The organism is Ruegeria sp. BE9, from assembly GCF_056538765.1.
The window spans coordinates 739,614-758,377 of the sequence record NZ_JBQFTS010000002.1 but is presented as its reverse complement, the minus strand read 5'-3'; the positions used below and the strand labels follow the sequence as shown (position 1 = coordinate 758,377).

Sequence of the window (18,764 nt, the reverse complement as noted above, 5' to 3'; positions counted from 1 at the left end):
CGGACTCAATCAAAAAAACATCTATCAGGCCGCAACTCAAAAAAGGCCGATCCATGATCGGCCCTCTGCTTTCGCATTTTCAAGCCCCGTATCGAGCCAACAGACCGTCTATTTCGACGATACCTTGATCTTACGACTTGGATCGTGAGGCTCAGTCTTCGGCATGTCGATATGCAGAACGCCTTTGTCGAATGTTGCGGAAATCTTTTCGATTTCCACAGTGTCTGGCAGCGTCATGGCTCTGGAAAAGCTGCCATAGCTTCTTTCGCTGACACGCAGATCGCTCGTCTCATCATACGCAATCTTCTTCTGACCGCGCAGGACTAGCCTGCGATCCTTGATTTCAATTTCCACATCATCCTCTTCGAGCCCAGGTAATTCAGCCGTAAGGACAATCGCAGAATCCGTTTCTTGGACATCGATTGCCGGTGAAATCGCACCTGTCATGTCAAGAGACGGAAATCCCGTGCGTTGCGCAGCCGTTTCCATTGGTAGGAAAAGTGATCCTCCCCCCAAAAAACGCGACATCAGGGTTTCCATTTCACGCCGAAAGTTGTCGGAGAGCGGATGCGTTCCAGTGAAAAGTTGCGGGGACTTTTTGTCTTCTAGCATTTTTTGAGCCTCCTTCTTTGGTCTGATTTCGCGCGCGCAACATTATGACAGAAAAGGCGGTCAAGGACCTTGATCTTGCGCAAGCATGCAGCCTCATCCGTCGCCAGATCGCTCGCACCGGTTGAACGAACAGAAACGGGAACCGTCGACCAACAAACTTGCCAGGTCGTGCTGGAGTTAACACCAATCTTAGTAGTCTTGATCGGAACCCCAGGTCAGCTTAGCGTTTATTCTAAATCTGCCCGAGTTGCCTACCTTTAGCTCAGTGGGGCAAAACCATATGAAATGGCCTTATCTGGCGCTGATTTACGTTTTGCTGATCTTGGCTCCCTTTGGTTTTTCTTGGTCTCTGGGACGGCCACCGCGATCATTTCATCAAGAGCTCGCGTCCGGGCTTGGAATGCTTGCCTTTTCAATAATCTCAGTCGAGTTCACTGAGGCTATTGACCTGCATCAATGCGCCTTCCTCTGATACCCGTCAATCTTGGCCTTTCAAAACGGAGGGGAAGCCATGATTTCGAATATCTTGGTCGCAACTGACGGCTCTGAAACAGCCGATCGTGCCGTTGAATTCGCCACAGACCTAGCGCTCAGACTGGATGTGCCAATGACTATCGGCCATGTCCTTCAACATGGCGCTCGCATTGAAGAATTGGGCCGCATGACTGAGGTTGAGCACTTGGTTCAGCAAGTCAAAAGCGATGTGAAGCTTCATTTGGGCGACATTCCATCCAATATTGACGCGGTATTTTCAGGGCCCCTGTCACGCGCAGACAGAGAGCGTATCATCACAGTGATTGGCGAGAAAATCGTTGATGGAGCGGCGCGGCGCGCGAAGGATGCAGGCGCGAAGAGCGTTTCGACACGGGTGAACAATGGGGATTACGATGAAGGCATCCTAAAAATGGCCAGTGAAATCGGTGCAGACACAATAGTTATCGGCCACCGCGGCTTGGGCCGGGTTCAACGGATCTTTCAAGGCAGCGTTTCGCAAAAAGTTAATCAGCGTGCATGCTGCACGGTAATTACTGTACGCTAAAATACAGCAAACGGACCGGATACTATTCTGTGGTACCGACGCATTCAGAATTTCTGCAATGCGCTGCTGCAATGTCGGCAACAACGGAGATCCGGAGGAAAAAAACTATGCGAGCAATGGTTTTTGGCAATGCAGCCTCAAAACTGGAACTCAGAAATGTTTCGACCCCGAAACCCGCCGCCAACCAGGTGCTTATCAAAGTCCTGGCATGTGGCGTGTGTCGAACCGACTTGCACGTTATTGACGGCGATCTTTCTGAACCAAAGCTACCGCTTATCCCTGGGCACGAGATCGTTGGCTGCATCGAAAGATTGGGGACCAATGTCGAAGGGTACCAAGAAGGGCAGCGCGTTGGTGTGCCCTGGCTCGGGCGTACATGTGGGAATTGCTCTTATTGCCTCGAAGGACGGGAAAATCTGTGCTATCACCTTGGGTTTACTGGCTATACGATCAATGGAGGATACGCCGAGTACTGTGTCGCTGATGCCAAGTTTGTTTTCCCATTGTCCGAAAAAGCTGACCCCGTTTCCCTGGCACCTCTCCTATGTGCGGGCTTAATCGGCTACCGAAGTTTAAAACTCGCAGGTAAGGTCCAGACACTTGGCATCTATGGTTTCGGCGCCGCTGCACACATTCTTTGCCAGATAGCGAAACATCAGGGTATTGAAGTTTTCGCCTTCACTCGAGATAGCGACATAGCCGCGCAAGACTTTGCGCGAAACCTTGGCGCATGTTGGGCAGGAGGCTCTTCGGAGACGCCGCCATCACCATTGGATGCCGCAATAGTTTTCGCCCCAGTCGGAGCTTTGGTACCTGCTTCGTTAAAGTCTGTGCGCAAGGGAGGCCGTGTCATTTGTGGGGGAATCCACATGAGCGATATTCCTAGTTTCCCGTACGCCGATCTTTGGGAAGAGCGATCAATAGCCTCCGTCGCAAACCTTACGCGTCAGGATGGCAGAGAATTTTTTCCTCTTGCTGAAGCTGCAAGTGTTCGGACGGAAGTAATTCCTTATCCTCTTGAGAAAGCCAACGACGCGCTTGATCACCTTCGGGAAGGCAAGCTGCAAGGAGCAGCGGTGCTTGTACCTTAGACCTTCTGCCTGCATTTGTGCGACGTGAACAGCCTGAGTTCCGGAACAGGCAAAGCAGTCAGCGAAAACTGCCGTGCAATGCTCATTTCCTGAACCCGTTTTCTCCGGATTTCTAACGCAAACATCGTTCCAACACGGTTCTACCGGAAGCGGACAGTTTCACAGCAAAGTTCGATGCCAAGCACTTGCATAAAGACCTCGACGTTTAGAAGCGATATCGGGAACCAAACGTACGGCATCACGGTGAGACAAGTGATCTGGGGGATAATATTGAAGCCGTTGAAAGGAAATCGCTTACTCATGCGCTAAACCAGCGAAAGCCCCCTGTCCGCACTTAAACGCATTTTTCAAAATGTCCTTCAACCTTTGGCAGCCCCACCTAAGCGGTCTATCTCCCAGTAGTGAAACTTTAGAACGAAGTAGATATAGGCAGACAAACCAGCCGCAACGAAGCACCAGATTGACGTGAAGGCATGAGAAGCAAAGAAGAACCCCAAAGTAACGGAAACGACAATTAGATACCCGAAACCCCGTAAGCCTTTATCGCTCGATCCCACAAGCGGAACGCAGATCACCAAAGCGTATAAAACACGTGCAAAGTTCCTCGTAGTTTCGGACGGGAACGTTTCTATGTTTTCGTATTGAATGGAGTGTTGAACGAGGCAAATATCTAGGTTTTCTGGTGACAACAACACTGGCAAGTAAAGCAACAAGCCAAGGCAAAAACCAATTCCGCAAATCCCTTGGAATATGAGCCTGCGACGTCGGTCACTTTCGATCGAAGCCGCGGACAGCGGAACCCAAAACGGCCAAAAGAAATAGGCAAAGAAGAGAAACGTCAACGCAGCTGCCGAAGAAGGGTTCGCCGACGGGTTGTCAATGGACACCCACAAGAAGCCTTCGGACAATTGCTGAATCCCAAAGAAAAGTGGAAAGCTGGCTAACGGAAGAAATCGTTCGCCCATTTGCAACGCCAAACGTATCGTAAGACCACTGCAGGCAATGATCGCTGCACCGGCTACAAAACTGGCTTGTGATGAGAAACACATGGTCAGACCACCTCTACCATTTTACATAGCTGAAGTCGTTGAAGCAAAGAACACTTATCATTCCGAAGTACTGCGTTGTGCCGCCTAAAGGGCGCATTGTGAGTTGTCTCGCCAACCATTTAGGAACCGTTGCTGTCAGGTAAATTTGGACCAATCAAATCGGACCAGCCAGCTGAATGTTGGTTGTTCAGCATCGACGATCTCAGTGACCGGGTCCGCGAAGAAGTTGGTTAAAAAGTTAAGTGTCTTTTTGTTTTCTTTCGACGTATCAAGGAATGCCGATACTCGTATTTCAAGCTGATTGAGTAGCGTTAGTGCATTCGACTACGTATGCGGTTGGCTAGGTGTCACTTTTCTCTTGATACTTTTGCAAAGCTCATAAACCCATTCAGCGGTTCCATCAATCGCTCGGCTTGAACTCTTTAGGTCGTGGCAGGAAACGATCCGCTGTTCGCGGCAGAAAGGACAAGTTGCAGTCGCATGAGAATCGAGAACATGGACGGCTTTTTGCGGGGCGGGATTGCAATCCAAAGAGTTCTCCAATTAGGAGGATACCACGCGTGCTGAACATAGGTTAGCGGCTTATTTTGACACTTTGTCGGGCTATAACATCACAAATTCTAACATAAGTCGCTGTGCTGCGCGATTTTCGTTTCGGAAGGCACGCTTTGAGCGCGGTTTAGTAATTTCACAGATTTAGTTAAACGTCTGCCCTGCAGAGGATGCGGTCATTGGGCTTCGCACGTTTGCGCTATTTCGGGCCGTCTAGTGTGCTACAGCGCCAGCATCAGTTCGTGAATAGCTCCATTACTCCGATATTTTTCGCCCGTGCCGTCAACTTTTTTGAGAACTTCTTGCGGCTGACTGTGTCGAGTTCGTTCCAGAACTCTCGGCTGACACGGATGCTTCCAAGCTCACTATGGCCGTCCAGTATGTCTTCGGAATGGATCTGTTCAAGCCGCGCTGCTTTGTTAACCTCTGTCCCAATCATCGTGAACTGATGTCGTGTTGCAGAACCGAAATCTCCACTCACGACAAGCCCGATATGTAGCCCAATTCTGAGGGCCAAAGGCTCGTTCCCTATTCTAATCTCCTTGACGTTCTTTACCGATTGTTCAGCGGCACGAACAGCATCCGAACAGATTGACGAGGCGTCTTCGACTTTGCCCTTCATCACCCAAAACGCCATCAACCCGTCACCGATGAACTTATCGATGTGTCCGCCTCGATCTAGGACGGGGGACGTTTGTGCGTTGAAAAATCGCTGAACGATGTCGGCGACGCGCTCCGGAGGCGTATTCAGTGTGAACTTGCTGAATCCGACCACGTCGGAAAACCAAATTATAGCCCGCTCGATGAGGTATTCGGTTTGTTGTTCGCTCCCGGACTGCATTCGTCGACTTAAGGCGTACTGGTTTGTGTAGGCGTGTAGAATGCGTGTGTCGTCAGCCAAGTGGCGGCTAAGAGACGCAGTCTTCCTAGTCGCGCTTCGAAGTTTGATCGATATAATTTTTGCGATGTTTCTCCAAATGATACCCGCTTCTGGGTGTGTCTCTATTTTGGTCCGATCAATAACTATAACATCGACAATACTCTCGTTTGCGACAAGGTCGTAGACACGTTGATACCCATTGCCAGCCAAGTGTTGTTCTCCGATCACTTCGTTTCGCCGCCGAACGAAAAGAGTTTGTCCATTTAGTTTAATGGCGACAGATCCACTAACGATAATCCAGAGACACTCTGCCGGATCGCCGGCACTGCAGATAGATTCGCCTTCGGTGTACCTGTATCTACGTGGTTCAAGCGACGTGGTGTCTTCGACATCGTCAATGAGTCCGGATAGCGCAAGTGCTTCCTCGTACTCTGGACCCAGCTTCCCAATTGGGGTGATCGAAGCATTTTCCGCCATTCGAGCCTCCACATCCACGTCTCCTGCCCGCAGGGTTACCATAGCACGAAACGCCAAATCGGACGTGTTTAATGGGAAGATTGAAGGAATGCGAACTGCACTTGGGTGGCTTGCCCGCAGTGTTCTCAAATTCCGCTCTGGGTTCGGAGCGGTCGCTCTTTACGCAGTGCTTCAATGACCGCTTTGCGGACTTTGCTGCCCTTGGCTATTTTAGTTCAGAAGCCGCTTTCGCCATCTACGCGGAACATTGACAAATCTACTGGGCCCAAGAAGACGACCTAGTGCGGGCCAATGAGTGTTTGAGTCGGAGGCCTCTCGGTGCCAAGCGTCACCGTTCACGCCCGATAGTTGGCGAGCTCATTCCAGAACGATTCAACCGTGGCAGACATGTTTTGCGACTTACGCGCCGCGCAAATGTTCCACGTGAGGTTCTGTTTCATCGACACTGGCTTGATCATATTTGCACGGATCAGTTCTGCGAATGTTTCGGGCATCCCTCCCACGATGAAGTCGGGCTCCGCCAACAACCCGGTTAGGAAGTTGTAGTCGTCACATTCGATATGCGGCTGTGCTCTAACCTTTTCCACGGCCTCCGCACCGCCACCAAGTGCTTTGGTCAAGGCAGCTTTCCAGTGTTTGTGGAGATGCGGCGACGCAAAAGGAAAATCGAAAATACCGGCCATCGTTTGCGGGCCGTGCTGGTGAATTTCATGATCTCGGTGAGCGACAAACTGGATGGCTTGTTTCTCCATCATCATGATCTCAACGTCATCGGCTTCGGGTGTGTAGGTCAGATCGCCGAGGAACACGTCAAACTCCCCTGCCTGCAAAAGGTCGAGCGGACGAGCGTAGGCACTCACCAGAATACGAAAGCGCAGGTCCGGCATCGTCCTTCGCACAGCGCGCAAGACGGGTAGGATCAAAGTTCTTGTGGTGAGCGGCCCGCACCCAATCAGCAATGTTCCCGGCCCGGTTTCGCGCAATCCGGCAACACGGGTCGCGTAGCGGTCCAAGTCTTCGCGGAGCGCCTGAGCAATTGGCAGGAACTCCTGCCCCGCGCGTGTCAACGTGCTGCTATTTCGGCTGCGATGAAACAAAACAAGTCCCGTGTGACTTTCAGCCTGTCCGACATAGCGGGACAAAGACGCGTTGGAGACACCCAACACGCGCGCAGCGTTTTGGAAACTGCCGGTTTCAGCCAATGCAAGAAAGGCAGTCAAAGCGTTTTCGTTCATTATCCGGCCAGTTTAATTTCAAATTTAGTGGTTTAGATTTCACAATATGAAAACATGGTAAAGCTCTGTTGCGACAAGAAACTTTCAATCGCTATCCCTGATGGACCCTTCGATATTCCCACCATCGAAATCGTTTTCTACGTCCACAGAGGTACCTATGTTCATCCTTCGATCTATTGCGGTTTCCGCAACGCTGGTCACGGCGACGGTCTGTGCCATGCCGGTTTTGGCAGAAACAGACCGACCCAATATCCTTGTCATCATGGCCGATGATGTCGGCTGGGCCAGTCTTGAAAGCTACCACCAGGGCGTGAAAAGCATCAAGACCCCCAATCTTGATCAATTGGCCGCCGATGGTATGCGTTTGACGGACTACTATGCTCAGCCAAGCTGCACCGCCGGGCGATCCGCCTTTATCACCGGACAATTGCCAGTTCGTACCGGAATGCACACGGTTGGCCTGCCCGGAGACCCTGAAAAGGGTCTAAATGACAATGATCCCACTTTGGCCAACATGTTGAAATCTCTGGGTTATATGACCGGTCAATTCGGCAAGAACCATCTTGGCGATATGAATAAATTCCTGCCGACGGTGAAGGGTTTTGATGAATATTGGGGCTGGCTCTATCATCTGAACGCGATGGAATACACATCCGATCCGGACTGGCCGAAAGATCAGAAATTCAACGATACATTTGGACCTCGCAACATCATTCATGCGTATGCCACAGATACGGTCGATGAAACCGTAGATCCGCGTTGGGGTCTGGTTGGCAAACAACGCATCATCGATGATGGTCCGGCTCCGCCTGAACGGCAAAAGACTCTGGATGACGAGGTAACGGCCCATACGCTGGACTTCATCAACCGCGCAGTTGACAGCGATACACCGTTCTTTGTCTGGATGGCCCCGGCGCGCGCGCATGTCTGGACCCATCTTAGCCCCGAATACGAGGCCATGCTGGGCGACGGGCGAGGTTTGCAGGATGTCGTAATGAAAGAGCTTGACGACAATGTGGGAAAAGTCATGGCGCGGTTGGACGAGCTGGGTGTCTCGGACAACACGATTGTTGTCTTTACGTCTGACAATGGCCCGGAAACAATGACTTGGCCCGACGGTGGAACAACGCCGTTCCATGGCGAAAAAGGCACAACCTGGGAAGGCGGCTTCCGCGTCCCGGCCATCATTCGATGGCCCGGTAAGGTCCCTGCAGGAACCGTCAGCAACGGTATTTTTGCCGGTCTTGACTGGATGCCTACCCTCGTCGCCGCCGCCGGTGGACCCGAGGACCTAACAGGCTCACTGCTGGAAGGCTACGAGGGCTATCAGGTACATCTGGATGGGTACAACCAACTGTCTTTCCTGACGGGTGAGGGTGAGAGTAACCGGGAAGAGATCATCTACTACGAGGGTCCAGACCTGCAGGCTGTGCGCCATGGTGACTGGAAAGCACATTTCACTATCCAAACCGAAGGTTGGGCGGGGCCAAAAGAGGAACTGAACGCACCCTTGCTGTTCAACCTGCGTCGCGATCCCTACGAAAAAGCGGCCGAGGAGTCGGGAATGTATACGCGCTGGATGGGCAACAAGATGTGGGCATTTGGGCCTGCGGCAAAGATCGTCCAAAACCACCTGTCCACTTTCAAGGATTTTCCTCCACGGGGATCGAACATAACCAATCAGAACCATGTAGAAGAGCAAATTTCGACCGAAGGCGGGATGTCGCAGTAGGAAGCAATTCTCGGGAGGCATCAATCCTTGCCTCCCGATCCATACAAGAATTTACGCCAAATCACCTACAGAAAAAGGTCCGTTTTCCGCCCAAAGCAGACATTTAAGATCAGGCTTTGCAACTCAAACTTTGCGAACTGAAGCTTCCTCTCTAGACGACAATATTGATGGTCGCTGTAAGTCCAGTCGCACCCTGCACAAATTCCATAGACACTGCATTTGCCTCGGCCTTGGACATACGGTTGAACAACCCATCGCGGGGATTTTTCGGATGGCCTTTAATGTAAAACTGCGTCGTCAACAGTTCGCGATTTCCATCAAGCACCTTTACATGAATATGTGGCGCACGCCCTGGGTAGATCGTAGGTTTAATTGTGCGAAACACATAGTTCCCGCCGTTGTCAGTTACGTCATGGCCAAAGCCCTGAAAAGCCTGATCAAAGTGAGCACTGCGGCGGTCGCGAGGGTGCATATAGTTGCCGTCCATGTCGCATTGCCAGATTTCGATGCGATGAGTGGCAAGGGGTTGTCCATTGGCGGCTACAATCGTCCCACGCAGTGTAAAGACTTCGCCGCCAGCTTCTTCAGCACGTCCTTTGACCTTAACGAGGTCATTATCTGTATCAGGCCTTCGCATGGCTGGCGTTGGATAATACGGCCCTTCTGCTGCGTCTGGTGTGAGTACAGCCGCAGCGGCTCTCGCCCCCAGCGAACCGACGCCCATTAATCCTGCAATGCCGCCTAGAAGGTTACGGCGAGACTTACTATTCAGTTTCATAGTGTGTCCTTTCCCGCGCGGGCTAGCCCCCTTTTACCCATCAAAATTACACATCGAGCAGCGCACGTCACGTCGAGGTCTGCCATCGCAACCAAAGCCGCCGCTATGCATATGGATCAAGAAACGCGACTTTTGGGTGGGCATTCAATTGTCTCTTGATTGAAACAATGTCACCCAAAACCCAGAGACTCCCTTTTTTTGTTCCCGCAATGTAAAGAATGCCGCGCCGGACCATTCGATCCGTTGCTGCGTTCCGTCTACACCGAAGAACTTACCATGGTGCGTGCCGACGAAGGACATTCGCGCAGCTGCTTTTTCTTCGGCATCGACGATTTCAACGATATTTCATTGAAAATCCGGAAGAGCCGCTCGAACTTTTTCCATGTAACGAATGAACTCATCCGGCCCTGAGCGTTTCGGCCCAAGGCTTCCACGAAAATCGAACTCTGGGTGAAGGATTTCTCGGGCGCAGTCGATGTCCACCGCGTTCCATACTTCGTGATAAAATCGCTTAATGAGATCAGGCAGCGTCATGAAGTTTTCCCAGCATTGATGATAGGCTCAACATATCACGGCGCAAATTCGGGTGTTAAAGGCTCAGATTGATCACTCGTTGCCACTGAAGCTTGCAGTAGAGGTGTACCCAGACATTTGGGCCGGCACATTCGGAGATGCGCAACGCTGTGCTATGATTTTCTATAACCAAACAACAGAGGTGAACTTTTGATGCGACCCGAAACACGAAATTGCATTCTAAAGCTCATTATTGCCATTGCTGTTGTTGCTGCAAGTCCGAAAGCGGCCTTTGCTTCGGACGGAGAGTGTGGCGCGCCAAATGCACCTTGCAAACTGGAAGGCGGTGAGTACTACGTGGCCCTGCCAGGGGCTCCAGTTGAACCACCTGCCGTCATTTGGTTGCACGGTTATGGACGGTCTGGCAAGGCGATGATCCAGAATTCCGCCTATGTCGACCCTTTCGTCCGGCGTGGCTACGCTGTGATTATGCCGAGCGGGCAGCCCAGTATTAATAACAAAGACCTCGATTGGGGTGTGGCTGACGGGTATGATCTGGCGCGCAATGATGTCGCCTTTATCGACGCCGTGCGCGCCGACGCGATGGAGCGCTTCGGTATAGACTCGTCGAGAATACTGATCGCCGGCTTCTCCCGCGGCGGCTCAATGGTCTGGGACCTCGCGTGCTATGCGCCGGAGTTGGCGAGCGGTTTTGCCGCTGCGGCTGGAGCATTTTGGGAGCCCATGACCACTGAGTGCGATGCGCCAGTTCACCTGTTTCACGTACATGGCTTTAAAGACCGAATGGTGCCATTCGAGGGCCGACAGCTGACATGGGAGGGTGTTGATTTTCACCAGGGTAACGTCATGAAGGGCGTGGATGTCTGGCGCCGCGAGAACGCCTGTTTGGGAAGCGCGGAAAACAGCTTTGGCGACGATGAATCGATGCAGAAGGATTGGGAGACTGTGAGGCAGGCTCTATCCGGTTGAAAGTCACCAAAGGTGGACACGGCGTTCCAGAGGGCTGGCGGGACGAAGTACTCGACTGGTTCGAAGCTCTTCCTTGAGCAATCAATTGTCCCGTATACCATTCGGCTGCTTTGGTCGGAAATGTATTCAGTAGCACCCGACTTAATTGATGAAAGGGCTCGGAGTTGCTGAACCCGTTTTCTTCGGATCTCTGATGCAAACATGGGGCCAAACCTGTTCCACCAATATCGGACAGTTTCGGGGCTCACGTCGATGCCTCGCTCGTGCAACAGATCTTCGACACTCCGAAGCGAGAGCGGGAAACGGATGTACAGCATCACCGCAAGGCGGATGATCTCGGGACTGGTTTTATAGTATTTGAATGAGGCAGGTCTGGGTATGGGCAAAAGCTACGCAACCGCCCTGCCCCGCTCAAGCAAAGTTCTTCTGACAAGACCCCCGCGACACCCCATGCGCGAATCGCGCCCTCGGGCCGACTCACCACCGCTGATTTCAGCCGCCGGACCACGAAAGTCCGTCGGCCAAGTCCCGCCGATTCGCCTCAAGATTGTCCGGAAAGCCCTCCGATTCCACCGCCTCTCTCCAAAATTCTTTTGCCAATATTTCACGGACCTTACACCCGAATCTCCGCTCCTAAAAAAGGGATCAGCGCGCGAAAACCTGTCAAAAATCGCGTTTTCGTGATATGGTTCACACGCTCTTATTCGAGATTTCACAAATGTCTATTCAGCTACATGACACGGCGTCTTATGCCGTGCCTGAACCACGTATTGCGCATATTGGCGCGCTCCTGAAAACTCTTCTTCAGGTTGTCGAGCTCGAGGTGAAAGGCCAGGTCGTCAAGGTTGACGGCTTCCGCGTCCGCAACCTCGAAAGCTGGCGCACACACCAGACGAACTCGGCGATGAATGCCCTCACGCCGATCTCCAGCGTGTGCAACAGCCGCTGCCATTTCTGCTTCGAGGAAAACGTCCCATATGCGCGGGAACGCTCGCTCATGTCACTGGAAGAGGCGGCGACGCGGCTGGCGCATTTCGACCCCGAAAACGGCACGTCGCTTTTTCCCTCCAACCGCAATCACATGGAAAGCTTCGTTCACCCCCAGGCGATTGAGATCATTCGCATGGCCCGCGACCGTCAACCGGACAAGGTGTTCTGGATCACCACCAACGGTTCGCATTTCACCGAAGACCTCGTCGCCCAACTGGCCAAGCTGAAACCGCTGATCTTCAAGCTCTCGATAAACTCCGCCGACGCCGATATGAACCAGGAATTGATGATGACGGGGCCCGGCACCGACACGGCCATCGCCGCGCCTAGGATGCTTCAGAAATACGAACTGCCCTACGTGGGTGGCATCGTCGCCTGGCCCACGCTGTCGGAGGCGGACATCGAAAACACCTGCCGCTATCTTGACGAAAGTGGAGCCTACTCCATCCGAATTCGACTGCCGCTCACCCATCAATGGCTCGACCATCAGTTGGACGTGGATTTCGACGCGCACTGGCGCCGCATCGGAGAATTTGCCCACGACCTGCGCGCACGCATCAAGACGCCCATCATCGTCGAACCGCCGCTCTTCTGGCTCGACGCCATCGTGCCGCTGATCGACGGGGTGATCCGCAATTCACCGGCTGAAAACGCCGGGCTGCGGGCCGGGGACATTGTCCGCCGCATCAACGGCGCCCCGGTCCGCACCCGCGTCGAGTCCGAGGCTCTGCTCGACCGTTTGCACCTCGATGGCCACACTCAGGTCGCCATCGAAGTCGAACGCGCGGGTCTGCCCGTGCACGCCACCCTCTGCGACACCGAAGGCACCACCGGCTACCCCTTCAGTTCCAATGGCTTCTTCCGCGGCGAGAATTACGGCGTCTTGCATATCGAAGATTTCCGCCTCAATCACATCGACAAGATGATCACCCAGATCGAACGTCAGAACGCACGCGACGTGTTGCTCTTTTCCAGCGATCTGATGGGCGGCATCTTTGTCGATCTAATCGACGGTATCCCCGAATTCAAACGCCGGCTTGACGGCATCAACCTGCACCTTGCGACAAATGTCACCAATGGCTTTGGCGGCAATTACCACGTCATGGACAGCCGCATTGTCGAAGACTACGAGCGCGTCGTCGCCCGCCACCTCGGCGCGGGCAAGCCGCTTGACTTGGTGCTGATCCCCAACGCGTTCGGCAGCGAATGGGGCCTTGATGTCTATGGCCGATCCCTGTCCGAGATCACCATGCGCTACGGCGTGCCGGTCGAACAGATCGACTGGCTGATGGTCTATGGGCGGGACGTTTAACGCACTTTGGAAAGTCATTTGAACCACCGTAGGAGGGGGACATGTCCGGATCGAAATGGGTGGATTTCCACCGCGTCGAGGGGATTCTGCTGCTTCGCCTGATGAGCCGCTGCAACGAACGTTGCGTGTTCTGCATGGTCGAGGACGAGATCGAACAATCCGACGATGTCTCGTTCGAGGCCGCGATCAAGGCGATCCACGAACAACCCCCAGGCACGATCATCGAGTTTTTCGGCGGTGAACCCACGATCTACCCCAAGTTTCTCGAATTGGTGCAAGAGGCGCGCAGTCTGGGCTTCGACTGCGCCATCGCCACCAACGCGCGCGTCTTTCACAGCAAAAGCTTCACGGCGAAATTCGCAGCCAACGGCACCGAACATCTCTACGTCCGCACCAGCCTTTATGGCGATACGGTCGAGCTGCATGACGCCCTGACGCGCACCCCCAATTCCTACGCACAGACGGTCAATGGCATTGGTAACCTGCTGCGTGAAAACATCCTCACGCAGGTCAACATCGTCATCATGAAAGAGAACTACAAGCAACTCTCGAACATGGTGAAGCTGGTCCACGACTGGGGCGTTCCCAAGATCAAATTCGGCAACTTGATTAGCCTTGCCACCTGCATGCCCCACGCGGTGCGCCTCTCCGAGGTGAAACCGTATCTCGAGGCCGCAATCGACGAATCTGAAAGCTATGGCCTATCGGTCACCGTCGAGAAAACCCCGTTGTGTTGCGCGGGGGGCCGCATCGACCTTCTCTCGACCGAACGCGAGGCCTTTGGCGGCCGCCGAACCTTCGACGAAGACGGCGCCTGCGCCAACTGTCTTGTCGGCCGCTGGTGCGATGGGCTCGATCCCGACTACGCCCATGCCTTCGGTTTCGACGATCTGCAAACCATCACCCAGGTCCCGCGCAAGGGCCTCTACGATGCCCGCCGCGACCTGCCAGCCCCCGAACTTCTGAAGTCTTACTGCGTCGTCATCGAAAACGAAGACGTCTCACCCGACGTGGCCGACAAACTGGCCGCGGTCCTGCCCAAGGTGCAGGCCCAACATGGAAGGTTCGCGATATTCCCGGAAAGCCTGACAACCGGGGATGCCCACCTGCAGAGGGCTTGATCTGCACATTGACGAAAGGACTGCTTATGCCGGTTATTCGCATGTCGACAGAAGACGACGATTCCGAAAGCCTCACTGGCGGACGCTCATCCTTCGGATCACGCGATGTGACGCGGGTCACGAACAATCTCAAGCTCTCCGAGCATCTGGGACAATTCGTGGCCGGTCAGGTCGCCGGTCAGTTCCAGAACGAGGATCTGGCCGAGATGATCAAAGGCAAGAACATGATCATGGTTTCGGCCTCTTGGGGCTGACGCACCCAAGGATCCGGTCTTGCCTTACCAGGATCGGGGGGGCGGTCACGCCCTCCCGGCATCAAGACCCAGACCCAGCTCCGGGATGGAAAAACCATGGAATTTTTTGACAAAAGCAAGAACCGCAAAGTCGCCTTGGATGAAAACCTTAACGAACGGCTCGTCATCCTGAACACGGACGACGCGGAAAACGTGTCGGTCCCCGGTTCGCTTCTCACCAGCGGCGGCACCGTCACCCCGGTCTCGTCCCGCGCCCTGCGCATCAGCCTACCCACCGACGCCGAAAGCCTTGCTGTCGCCGACAAGGGCCTCGCCACGCTCAGCGAGAATGAAGGCGTTGAATTAGTGGCCACCTTGGCGCAAGACGAAACCGGCGCCGAGGTGTTCGTCGTCCCCAACCACATTAGCGTTCTTATTCGCGGCCTGTCCAAGGCCAAGGCCAACGACGCCATCAAGGCGCTTGGCTACAAACTCGAAAAAAGCGGGCGCAGCCGCGGGCTCTATCTTGTCACCACCCCCGACGGCACCGACCTCGGCGAGGCCATCGACAAGATCAACACCATCCACGAGGTCCTGTTGGCCGAACCCGTCTTTGTCGGCATCGAAGACCAGGAATTGACCTTTCGCGTTACAATCAACCGGCCCGGCGGCTCGGACGCTGAAAACCTCGACAGCGCCCACAGCAGCCCCACCTGCGCGCTCGACTGGAACCACGACCGTATCCGCATTTCCACCGCCTGGACCAAGACCCAAGGTTCGGCCAAGGTCATCATCGCCGTGGTCGATGGCGCGCCAGAGACGGATCACGACGCGCTCAAAAACCGTCTCTTCACCAATCTCGAGGCCGAAATGCGCTTTGCTGACGGCAGCGGCACCTCTGCCCATGCCACCAACGTCGCCTCAATCGCCTTGGGTGGCAGCGACTGCTTCAGCGGCATAGCCCCCGGCTGCCGCCTTCTGCCCCTCGTGGTAGACCTCACCGTGCAGGAATACTGGCGCCGCGCCGATGCAATATTCTACGCCGCCGAGCGCGCCCGAGCAGGCACAATTAAGGGCAAGGCCTTTGACCGCATGGTCATGGTCTGCTCGTGGAAAATGGCCGGTGACATTTCCATCGTCCGCCTGGCCTTGGCCGAGTTGGTCGAGGCCGGCGTTCTGGTTGTCACCTCCGCTGGCAACCGCGACACCAGCGCGGCGCACTGGCCCTCAGATTACGCCGCTATGGCGGGCCCGCTGGGCGACGGCATTCTCTCGGTCGCGGCCACCGATGCCCAGGACGCCCGCGCCTATTACTCCAACTGGTCCGACAAGGTCGATCTCGCCGCCCCCGGTGGTGACGGCCCCCCATATGACGGCGGCGACCTCCGCTGCGCGGGGCTGTTCAACAGTTACGACCGTCAGGCCGGAACCTCCCTGGCCGTGCCGCATGTCGCCGCCGTCGCCGCTCTGGCCCTCAGCCGTGATCCCAAACTGGACGTCGGCGCATTGAAGGCACTGCTGAAGGATACAACCGATCCCATCACCTCCGATCGTCCTATTGGTACCGGGCGCCTCAACGCCGCCAACGTGCTGGCCGTGTTGGAGACAGACACCGCACCGGCCCCTCTTCCGGAACCAGTCGAGGATGACACCCCGCCCATCACCGGAACGGACACCGTTCCCGACACCGATACGGATGATGACGCGGGCACAGACATCGTCGTCGAAGACAATCCGCCCGACACAGACGACACCACGGACGACGTTATCCCCGACGACACCTCACCAGACGGTCCGACCCTCACCATCACCGTCGTCAACTCCGCCGCCAACGGCGAAACCACCGAGGAGGAGGACGACCTCGCCGCCCTCGTCACCGCCTTCCGCAACCGCACAGAATCCGAAACCAACGCCGAACTGGCCAGCATCGAATTTCACACCGCTTCAGGTACCGAACGCTTCGATTTCGACACCTGACACCGCGCAAAGGGACACACATGAAAAACGTCACCCTCGACCATAATCAAGATTTCGTCTTCCGCTTCCGCATCCCTCAAGGGCATCAGCGTCTGGAACGCTCGCTGGACGAGTTCTACCGCACCCAAGTCCTCGAAATGGCCCGCATCCTGCAATTCCATTTCAAAGGCCAGCGCGTCGATATCGACAGCTTTTCGTTCCGCAACGATCCCAACCGCATCATCAACATTCTGCCACCACTCGAAAGTCCCGAAGAAACGACCCACACCAAACAGCCACAGGCGGGAACCACATGAACATCGCCGCCACCGATCCCATTACACAAACCGCCAAGCGCAGCCTGAACGTCGCATTGATCTTCATGCCCTTCGCCATCCCTGAACGGCCTTCGATTCAGCTTGGCCTACTCTCGGAAATCGCCAAGCGGGAAAGCCACCGGGTGGCCTGCCACCATCTCAATCTCGAACTGGCGGCACAATTTCCCGAAACCTATGGCGGCATGTGCACCTTCCGGGGCCACATGACCGGCGAATGGCTCTTCTCGCACGCGGCCTTTGGTGAAACTGCTCACCAGGGCGACGACGAATACCTCGATACCTTCCCGTCCGAAATCGCCCAGGCCGCGCGCGGCGGACTTGATCGCGCCGGTCTCATCGAGATGCGCCGCTCGATCCTGCCCACCTTCATCGACGCCCGGATAAAGGCCGAGGATTGGGGCACCTATGATGTCATCGGCTTCTCCACCACCTTCCAGCAACACTGCGCGTCACTCGCCATGGCCCGCCGCCTTAAGGACCGCTGGCCGCACCTACACATCGTCTTCGGCGGCGCCAATGTAGAAGGCGAGATGGGACAGGAAACCGCCCGCGCCTTCCCATATGTCGATCATGTGGTGACGGGCGAGGGCGATCTGGCCTTTCCCGCCCTCCTGCGCGCCATTGCCGACGGCGATCCCAAACGCCCCATCGCGGGCGTCAACCGCGCCGGGCAAACCGCCCGCGCGGCCCCGCCCTTTGACGATCTCGACAGTTCGCCCATCCCAAATTACGACGAATACTTCACCCGGCTTCATGACCTTGGCCTTGCCCAGCATCAAAACTATCTACCCGCCCTGCCGCTGGAAACCGCACGCGGCTGCTGGTGGGGGCGCAAGCATCACTGCACCTTCTGCGGCCTCAACGGGGCCGGCATGGAGTTCCGCCGCAAATCCGGCGACCGCGCGCTTGATGAGTTGCACCAACTTTCAGACCGCTACGGCCTTATGATGTTCCAGTCCACCGACAACATCCTCGACATGAAGTACCTCAACGACGTCTTCCCCAAGATCGAAGAGGCACACGACGATTACACCTTCTTCTTCGAGGTGAAATCCAACGTCACCCGCAGCCAATTGGCCCAGATGCGCCGCGGTGGCGTGATGTGGATCCAGCCCGGAATCGAAAGCATGAGCACAAACGTGCTGTCGCTCATGGAAAAGGGCTGCACAATGCTGCACAACGTGCGGCTTCTCAAATGGTCGCTCTATTACAAGATCCGCGTCGGCTGGAACCTGCTCTGGGGCTTCCCCGGCGAAACACCAGACGACTACGCCGCCGAATATGACGTGCTCACCAAGATCCCACATCTGGAGCCGCCCAATGCCGTCACCCGCCTTTGGCTCGAACGCTTCTCGCCGCTCTATTTCGACCGCGAGCGTTTCCCGGCCAAGTTCATGGCACCCGAGAAATCCTACGAATATGTCTACCCGCCCTCCGTCGATCTCGAAAAGCTCGCCTATTTCTTCGACTACGCGCTCGAAGACACCGCCGCCCCCGACATCCACGATGCCACCACAGCGCTGGTGAATGACTGGAGCGCGCGCTGGCATTCTGACAACCGCCCCGGCCTGTGGTTCCGCCACGCGGGCAATTCCATCTGGATCGCCGACAGCCGCGACGCCTGCAACAAAACCACCCACCGTTTCGACGGCCCTCTGGGACAAGCATATCTCGCTTGCACCGACACGATGCAAAGCCCTGCCAACGTGGCCGAGGCCGTGAACCGCAAGATGGGTGCTGGCACCATCACCAAGAACGACGCCACCCAGATCCTCGACATGTATTGCGACCAATCCCTGATGCTGGGCGAGGACGGGCTTTACCTTGGCCTTGCCCTGCCATCCAACCCCAACTGGTAAGAGGCCC

Annotated in this window: 16 protein-coding genes and 2 pseudogenes; 11 read left to right on the top strand and 7 right to left on the bottom strand. The window is 55.2% G+C overall.

All coding sequences use genetic code 11. The annotated features are described in order from the left end of the window. Nucleotides 1-108: 108 nt before the first annotated feature. Nucleotides 109-612, bottom strand: a complete 504-nt coding sequence (locus tag ACR0EO_RS10385) for an Hsp20/alpha crystallin family protein (RefSeq protein ID WP_480689549.1) — start codon at nt 610-612, stop codon at nt 109-111. 511 nt (nt 613-1,123) lie between these two features. Here ACR0EO_RS10385 and ACR0EO_RS10380 point away from each other — a divergent pair. Next, entirely contained in the window at nt 1,124-1,651 is a 528-nt protein-coding gene (locus tag ACR0EO_RS10380) for a universal stress protein (RefSeq protein ID WP_480689547.1), read from the top strand. 107 nt (nt 1,652-1,758) lie between these two features. Then, nucleotides 1,759-2,742, top strand: a complete 984-nt coding sequence (locus ACR0EO_RS10375; RefSeq protein ID WP_480689545.1) for a zinc-dependent alcohol dehydrogenase family protein — start codon at nt 1,759-1,761, stop codon at nt 2,740-2,742. Nucleotides 2,743-3,101: 359 nt separating this feature from the next. Here ACR0EO_RS10375 and ACR0EO_RS10370 read toward each other — a convergent pair whose 3' ends face one another. Together ACR0EO_RS10370 and ACR0EO_RS10365 are read right to left on the bottom strand one after the other, a co-directional pair. After that, complete coding sequence (locus tag ACR0EO_RS10370) at nt 3,102-3,791, bottom strand: DUF6629 family protein (protein WP_480689543.1); 690 nt, start codon at nt 3,789-3,791, stop codon at nt 3,102-3,104. A 787-nt stretch (nt 3,792-4,578) separates the two neighbouring features. Beyond that, nucleotides 4,579-5,700, bottom strand: coding sequence for an adenylate/guanylate cyclase domain-containing protein (locus ACR0EO_RS10365; protein ID WP_480689541.1), 1,122 nt, complete (start codon nt 5,698-5,700; stop codon nt 4,579-4,581). Between the two features lie 71 nt (nt 5,701-5,771). Between ACR0EO_RS10365 and ACR0EO_RS10360 the strand changes: the two genes are divergently transcribed. Further along, a complete protein-coding gene (locus ACR0EO_RS10360) occupies nt 5,772-5,951 on the top strand; it encodes a hypothetical protein (protein ID WP_480689539.1) in 180 nt (59 codons plus the stop codon). An 84-nt stretch (nt 5,952-6,035) separates the two neighbouring features. Here ACR0EO_RS10360 and ACR0EO_RS10355 read toward each other — a convergent pair whose 3' ends face one another. After that, on the bottom strand, nt 6,036-6,935 hold the full coding sequence (locus ACR0EO_RS10355) for a LysR family transcriptional regulator (protein ID WP_480689537.1): 900 nt from the start codon (nt 6,933-6,935) through the stop codon (nt 6,036-6,038). Nucleotides 6,936-7,092: 157 nt separating this feature from the next. Between ACR0EO_RS10355 and ACR0EO_RS10350 the strand changes: the two genes are divergently transcribed. Next, nucleotides 7,093-8,667, top strand: a complete 1,575-nt coding sequence (locus ACR0EO_RS10350; RefSeq protein ID WP_480689535.1) for an arylsulfatase — start codon at nt 7,093-7,095, stop codon at nt 8,665-8,667. A 151-nt stretch (nt 8,668-8,818) separates the two neighbouring features. Here ACR0EO_RS10350 and ACR0EO_RS10345 read toward each other — a convergent pair whose 3' ends face one another. Next, nucleotides 8,819-9,445: a dioxygenase family protein gene (locus ACR0EO_RS10345; protein WP_480689533.1), complete on the bottom strand. Its 627-nt coding sequence runs from the start codon at nt 9,443-9,445 to the stop codon at nt 8,819-8,821. Between the two features lie 144 nt (nt 9,446-9,589). Then, nucleotides 9,590-9,979, bottom strand: a pseudogene (locus tag ACR0EO_RS10340) (ester cyclase). A 192-nt stretch (nt 9,980-10,171) separates the two neighbouring features. Between ACR0EO_RS10340 and ACR0EO_RS10335 the strand changes: the two are divergent. Continuing rightward, nucleotides 10,172-10,948, top strand: a complete 777-nt coding sequence (locus ACR0EO_RS10335) for a CE1 family esterase (protein ID WP_480689531.1) — start codon at nt 10,172-10,174, stop codon at nt 10,946-10,948. 146 nt (nt 10,949-11,094) lie between these two features. Here ACR0EO_RS10335 and ACR0EO_RS10330 read toward each other — a convergent pair. Then, nucleotides 11,095-11,328, bottom strand: a pseudogene (locus ACR0EO_RS10330) (IS6 family transposase); the annotation flags it as partial. Nucleotides 11,329-11,666: 338 nt separating this feature from the next. Between ACR0EO_RS10330 and ACR0EO_RS10325 the strand changes: the two are divergent. The 6 genes from ACR0EO_RS10325 (at nt 11,667) to ACR0EO_RS10300 (ending at nt 18,757) form a co-directional block, all read left to right on the top strand. Further along, nucleotides 11,667-13,250, top strand: coding sequence for a radical SAM protein (locus ACR0EO_RS10325; RefSeq protein ID WP_480689529.1), 1,584 nt, complete (start codon nt 11,667-11,669; stop codon nt 13,248-13,250). Nucleotides 13,251-13,291: 41 nt separating this feature from the next. Continuing rightward, nucleotides 13,292-14,371: a radical SAM protein gene (locus ACR0EO_RS10320; protein ID WP_480689527.1), complete on the top strand. Its 1,080-nt coding sequence runs from the start codon at nt 13,292-13,294 to the stop codon at nt 14,369-14,371. A gap of 41 nt (nt 14,372-14,412) precedes the next feature. Continuing rightward, entirely contained in the window at nt 14,413-14,625 is a 213-nt protein-coding gene (locus ACR0EO_RS10315; RefSeq protein WP_480689525.1) for a hypothetical protein, read from the top strand. A 96-nt stretch (nt 14,626-14,721) separates the two neighbouring features. Then, nucleotides 14,722-16,581 carry a S8 family peptidase gene (locus ACR0EO_RS10310; protein ID WP_480689523.1) on the top strand — a complete coding sequence of 620 codons (1,860 nt, stop codon included), beginning with the start codon at nt 14,722-14,724 and terminating at the stop codon, nt 16,579-16,581. 20 nt (nt 16,582-16,601) lie between these two features. Further along, nucleotides 16,602-16,877: a hypothetical protein gene (locus ACR0EO_RS10305; RefSeq protein ID WP_480689521.1), complete on the top strand. Its 276-nt coding sequence runs from the start codon at nt 16,602-16,604 to the stop codon at nt 16,875-16,877. Further along, a complete protein-coding gene (locus tag ACR0EO_RS10300) occupies nt 16,874-18,757 on the top strand; it encodes a RiPP maturation radical SAM C-methyltransferase (RefSeq protein ID WP_480689519.1) in 1,884 nt (627 codons plus the stop codon). The genes ACR0EO_RS10305 and ACR0EO_RS10300 overlap by 4 nt, the downstream gene beginning before the upstream one ends. The last annotated feature ends 7 nt before the right edge of the window (nt 18,758-18,764 follow it).

Coding starts and splice junctions, on each gene's coding strand:
- ACR0EO_RS10380 (WP_480689547.1), top strand. CDS start 1,124: ATGATTTCGAATATCTTGGTCGCAACTGACGGCTCTGAAACAGCCGAT.
- ACR0EO_RS10335 (WP_480689531.1), top strand. CDS start 10,172: ATGCGACCCGAAACACGAAATTGCATTCTAAAGCTCATTATTGCCATT.
- ACR0EO_RS10325 (WP_480689529.1), top strand. CDS start 11,667: ATGTCTATTCAGCTACATGACACGGCGTCTTATGCCGTGCCTGAACCA.
- ACR0EO_RS10300 (WP_480689519.1), top strand. CDS start 16,874: ATGAACATCGCCGCCACCGATCCCATTACACAAACCGCCAAGCGCAGC.
- ACR0EO_RS10375 (WP_480689545.1), top strand. CDS start 1,759: ATGCGAGCAATGGTTTTTGGCAATGCAGCCTCAAAACTGGAACTCAGA.
- ACR0EO_RS10305 (WP_480689521.1), top strand. CDS start 16,602: ATGAAAAACGTCACCCTCGACCATAATCAAGATTTCGTCTTCCGCTTC.
- ACR0EO_RS10350 (WP_480689535.1), top strand. CDS start 7,093: ATGTTCATCCTTCGATCTATTGCGGTTTCCGCAACGCTGGTCACGGCG.
- ACR0EO_RS10345 (WP_480689533.1), bottom strand. CDS start 9,445: ATGAAACTGAATAGTAAGTCTCGCCGTAACCTTCTAGGCGGCATTGCA.
- ACR0EO_RS10320 (WP_480689527.1), top strand. CDS start 13,292: ATGTCCGGATCGAAATGGGTGGATTTCCACCGCGTCGAGGGGATTCTG.
- ACR0EO_RS10360 (WP_480689539.1), top strand. CDS start 5,772: ATGGGAAGATTGAAGGAATGCGAACTGCACTTGGGTGGCTTGCCCGCA.
- ACR0EO_RS10355 (WP_480689537.1), bottom strand. CDS start 6,935: ATGAACGAAAACGCTTTGACTGCCTTTCTTGCATTGGCTGAAACCGGC.
- ACR0EO_RS10385 (WP_480689549.1), bottom strand. CDS start 612: ATGCTAGAAGACAAAAAGTCCCCGCAACTTTTCACTGGAACGCATCCG.
- ACR0EO_RS10365 (WP_480689541.1), bottom strand. CDS start 5,700: ATGGCGGAAAATGCTTCGATCACCCCAATTGGGAAGCTGGGTCCAGAG.
- ACR0EO_RS10370 (WP_480689543.1), bottom strand. CDS start 3,791: ATGTGTTTCTCATCACAAGCCAGTTTTGTAGCCGGTGCAGCGATCATT.
- ACR0EO_RS10315 (WP_480689525.1), top strand. CDS start 14,413: ATGTCGACAGAAGACGACGATTCCGAAAGCCTCACTGGCGGACGCTCA.
- ACR0EO_RS10310 (WP_480689523.1), top strand. CDS start 14,722: ATGGAATTTTTTGACAAAAGCAAGAACCGCAAAGTCGCCTTGGATGAA.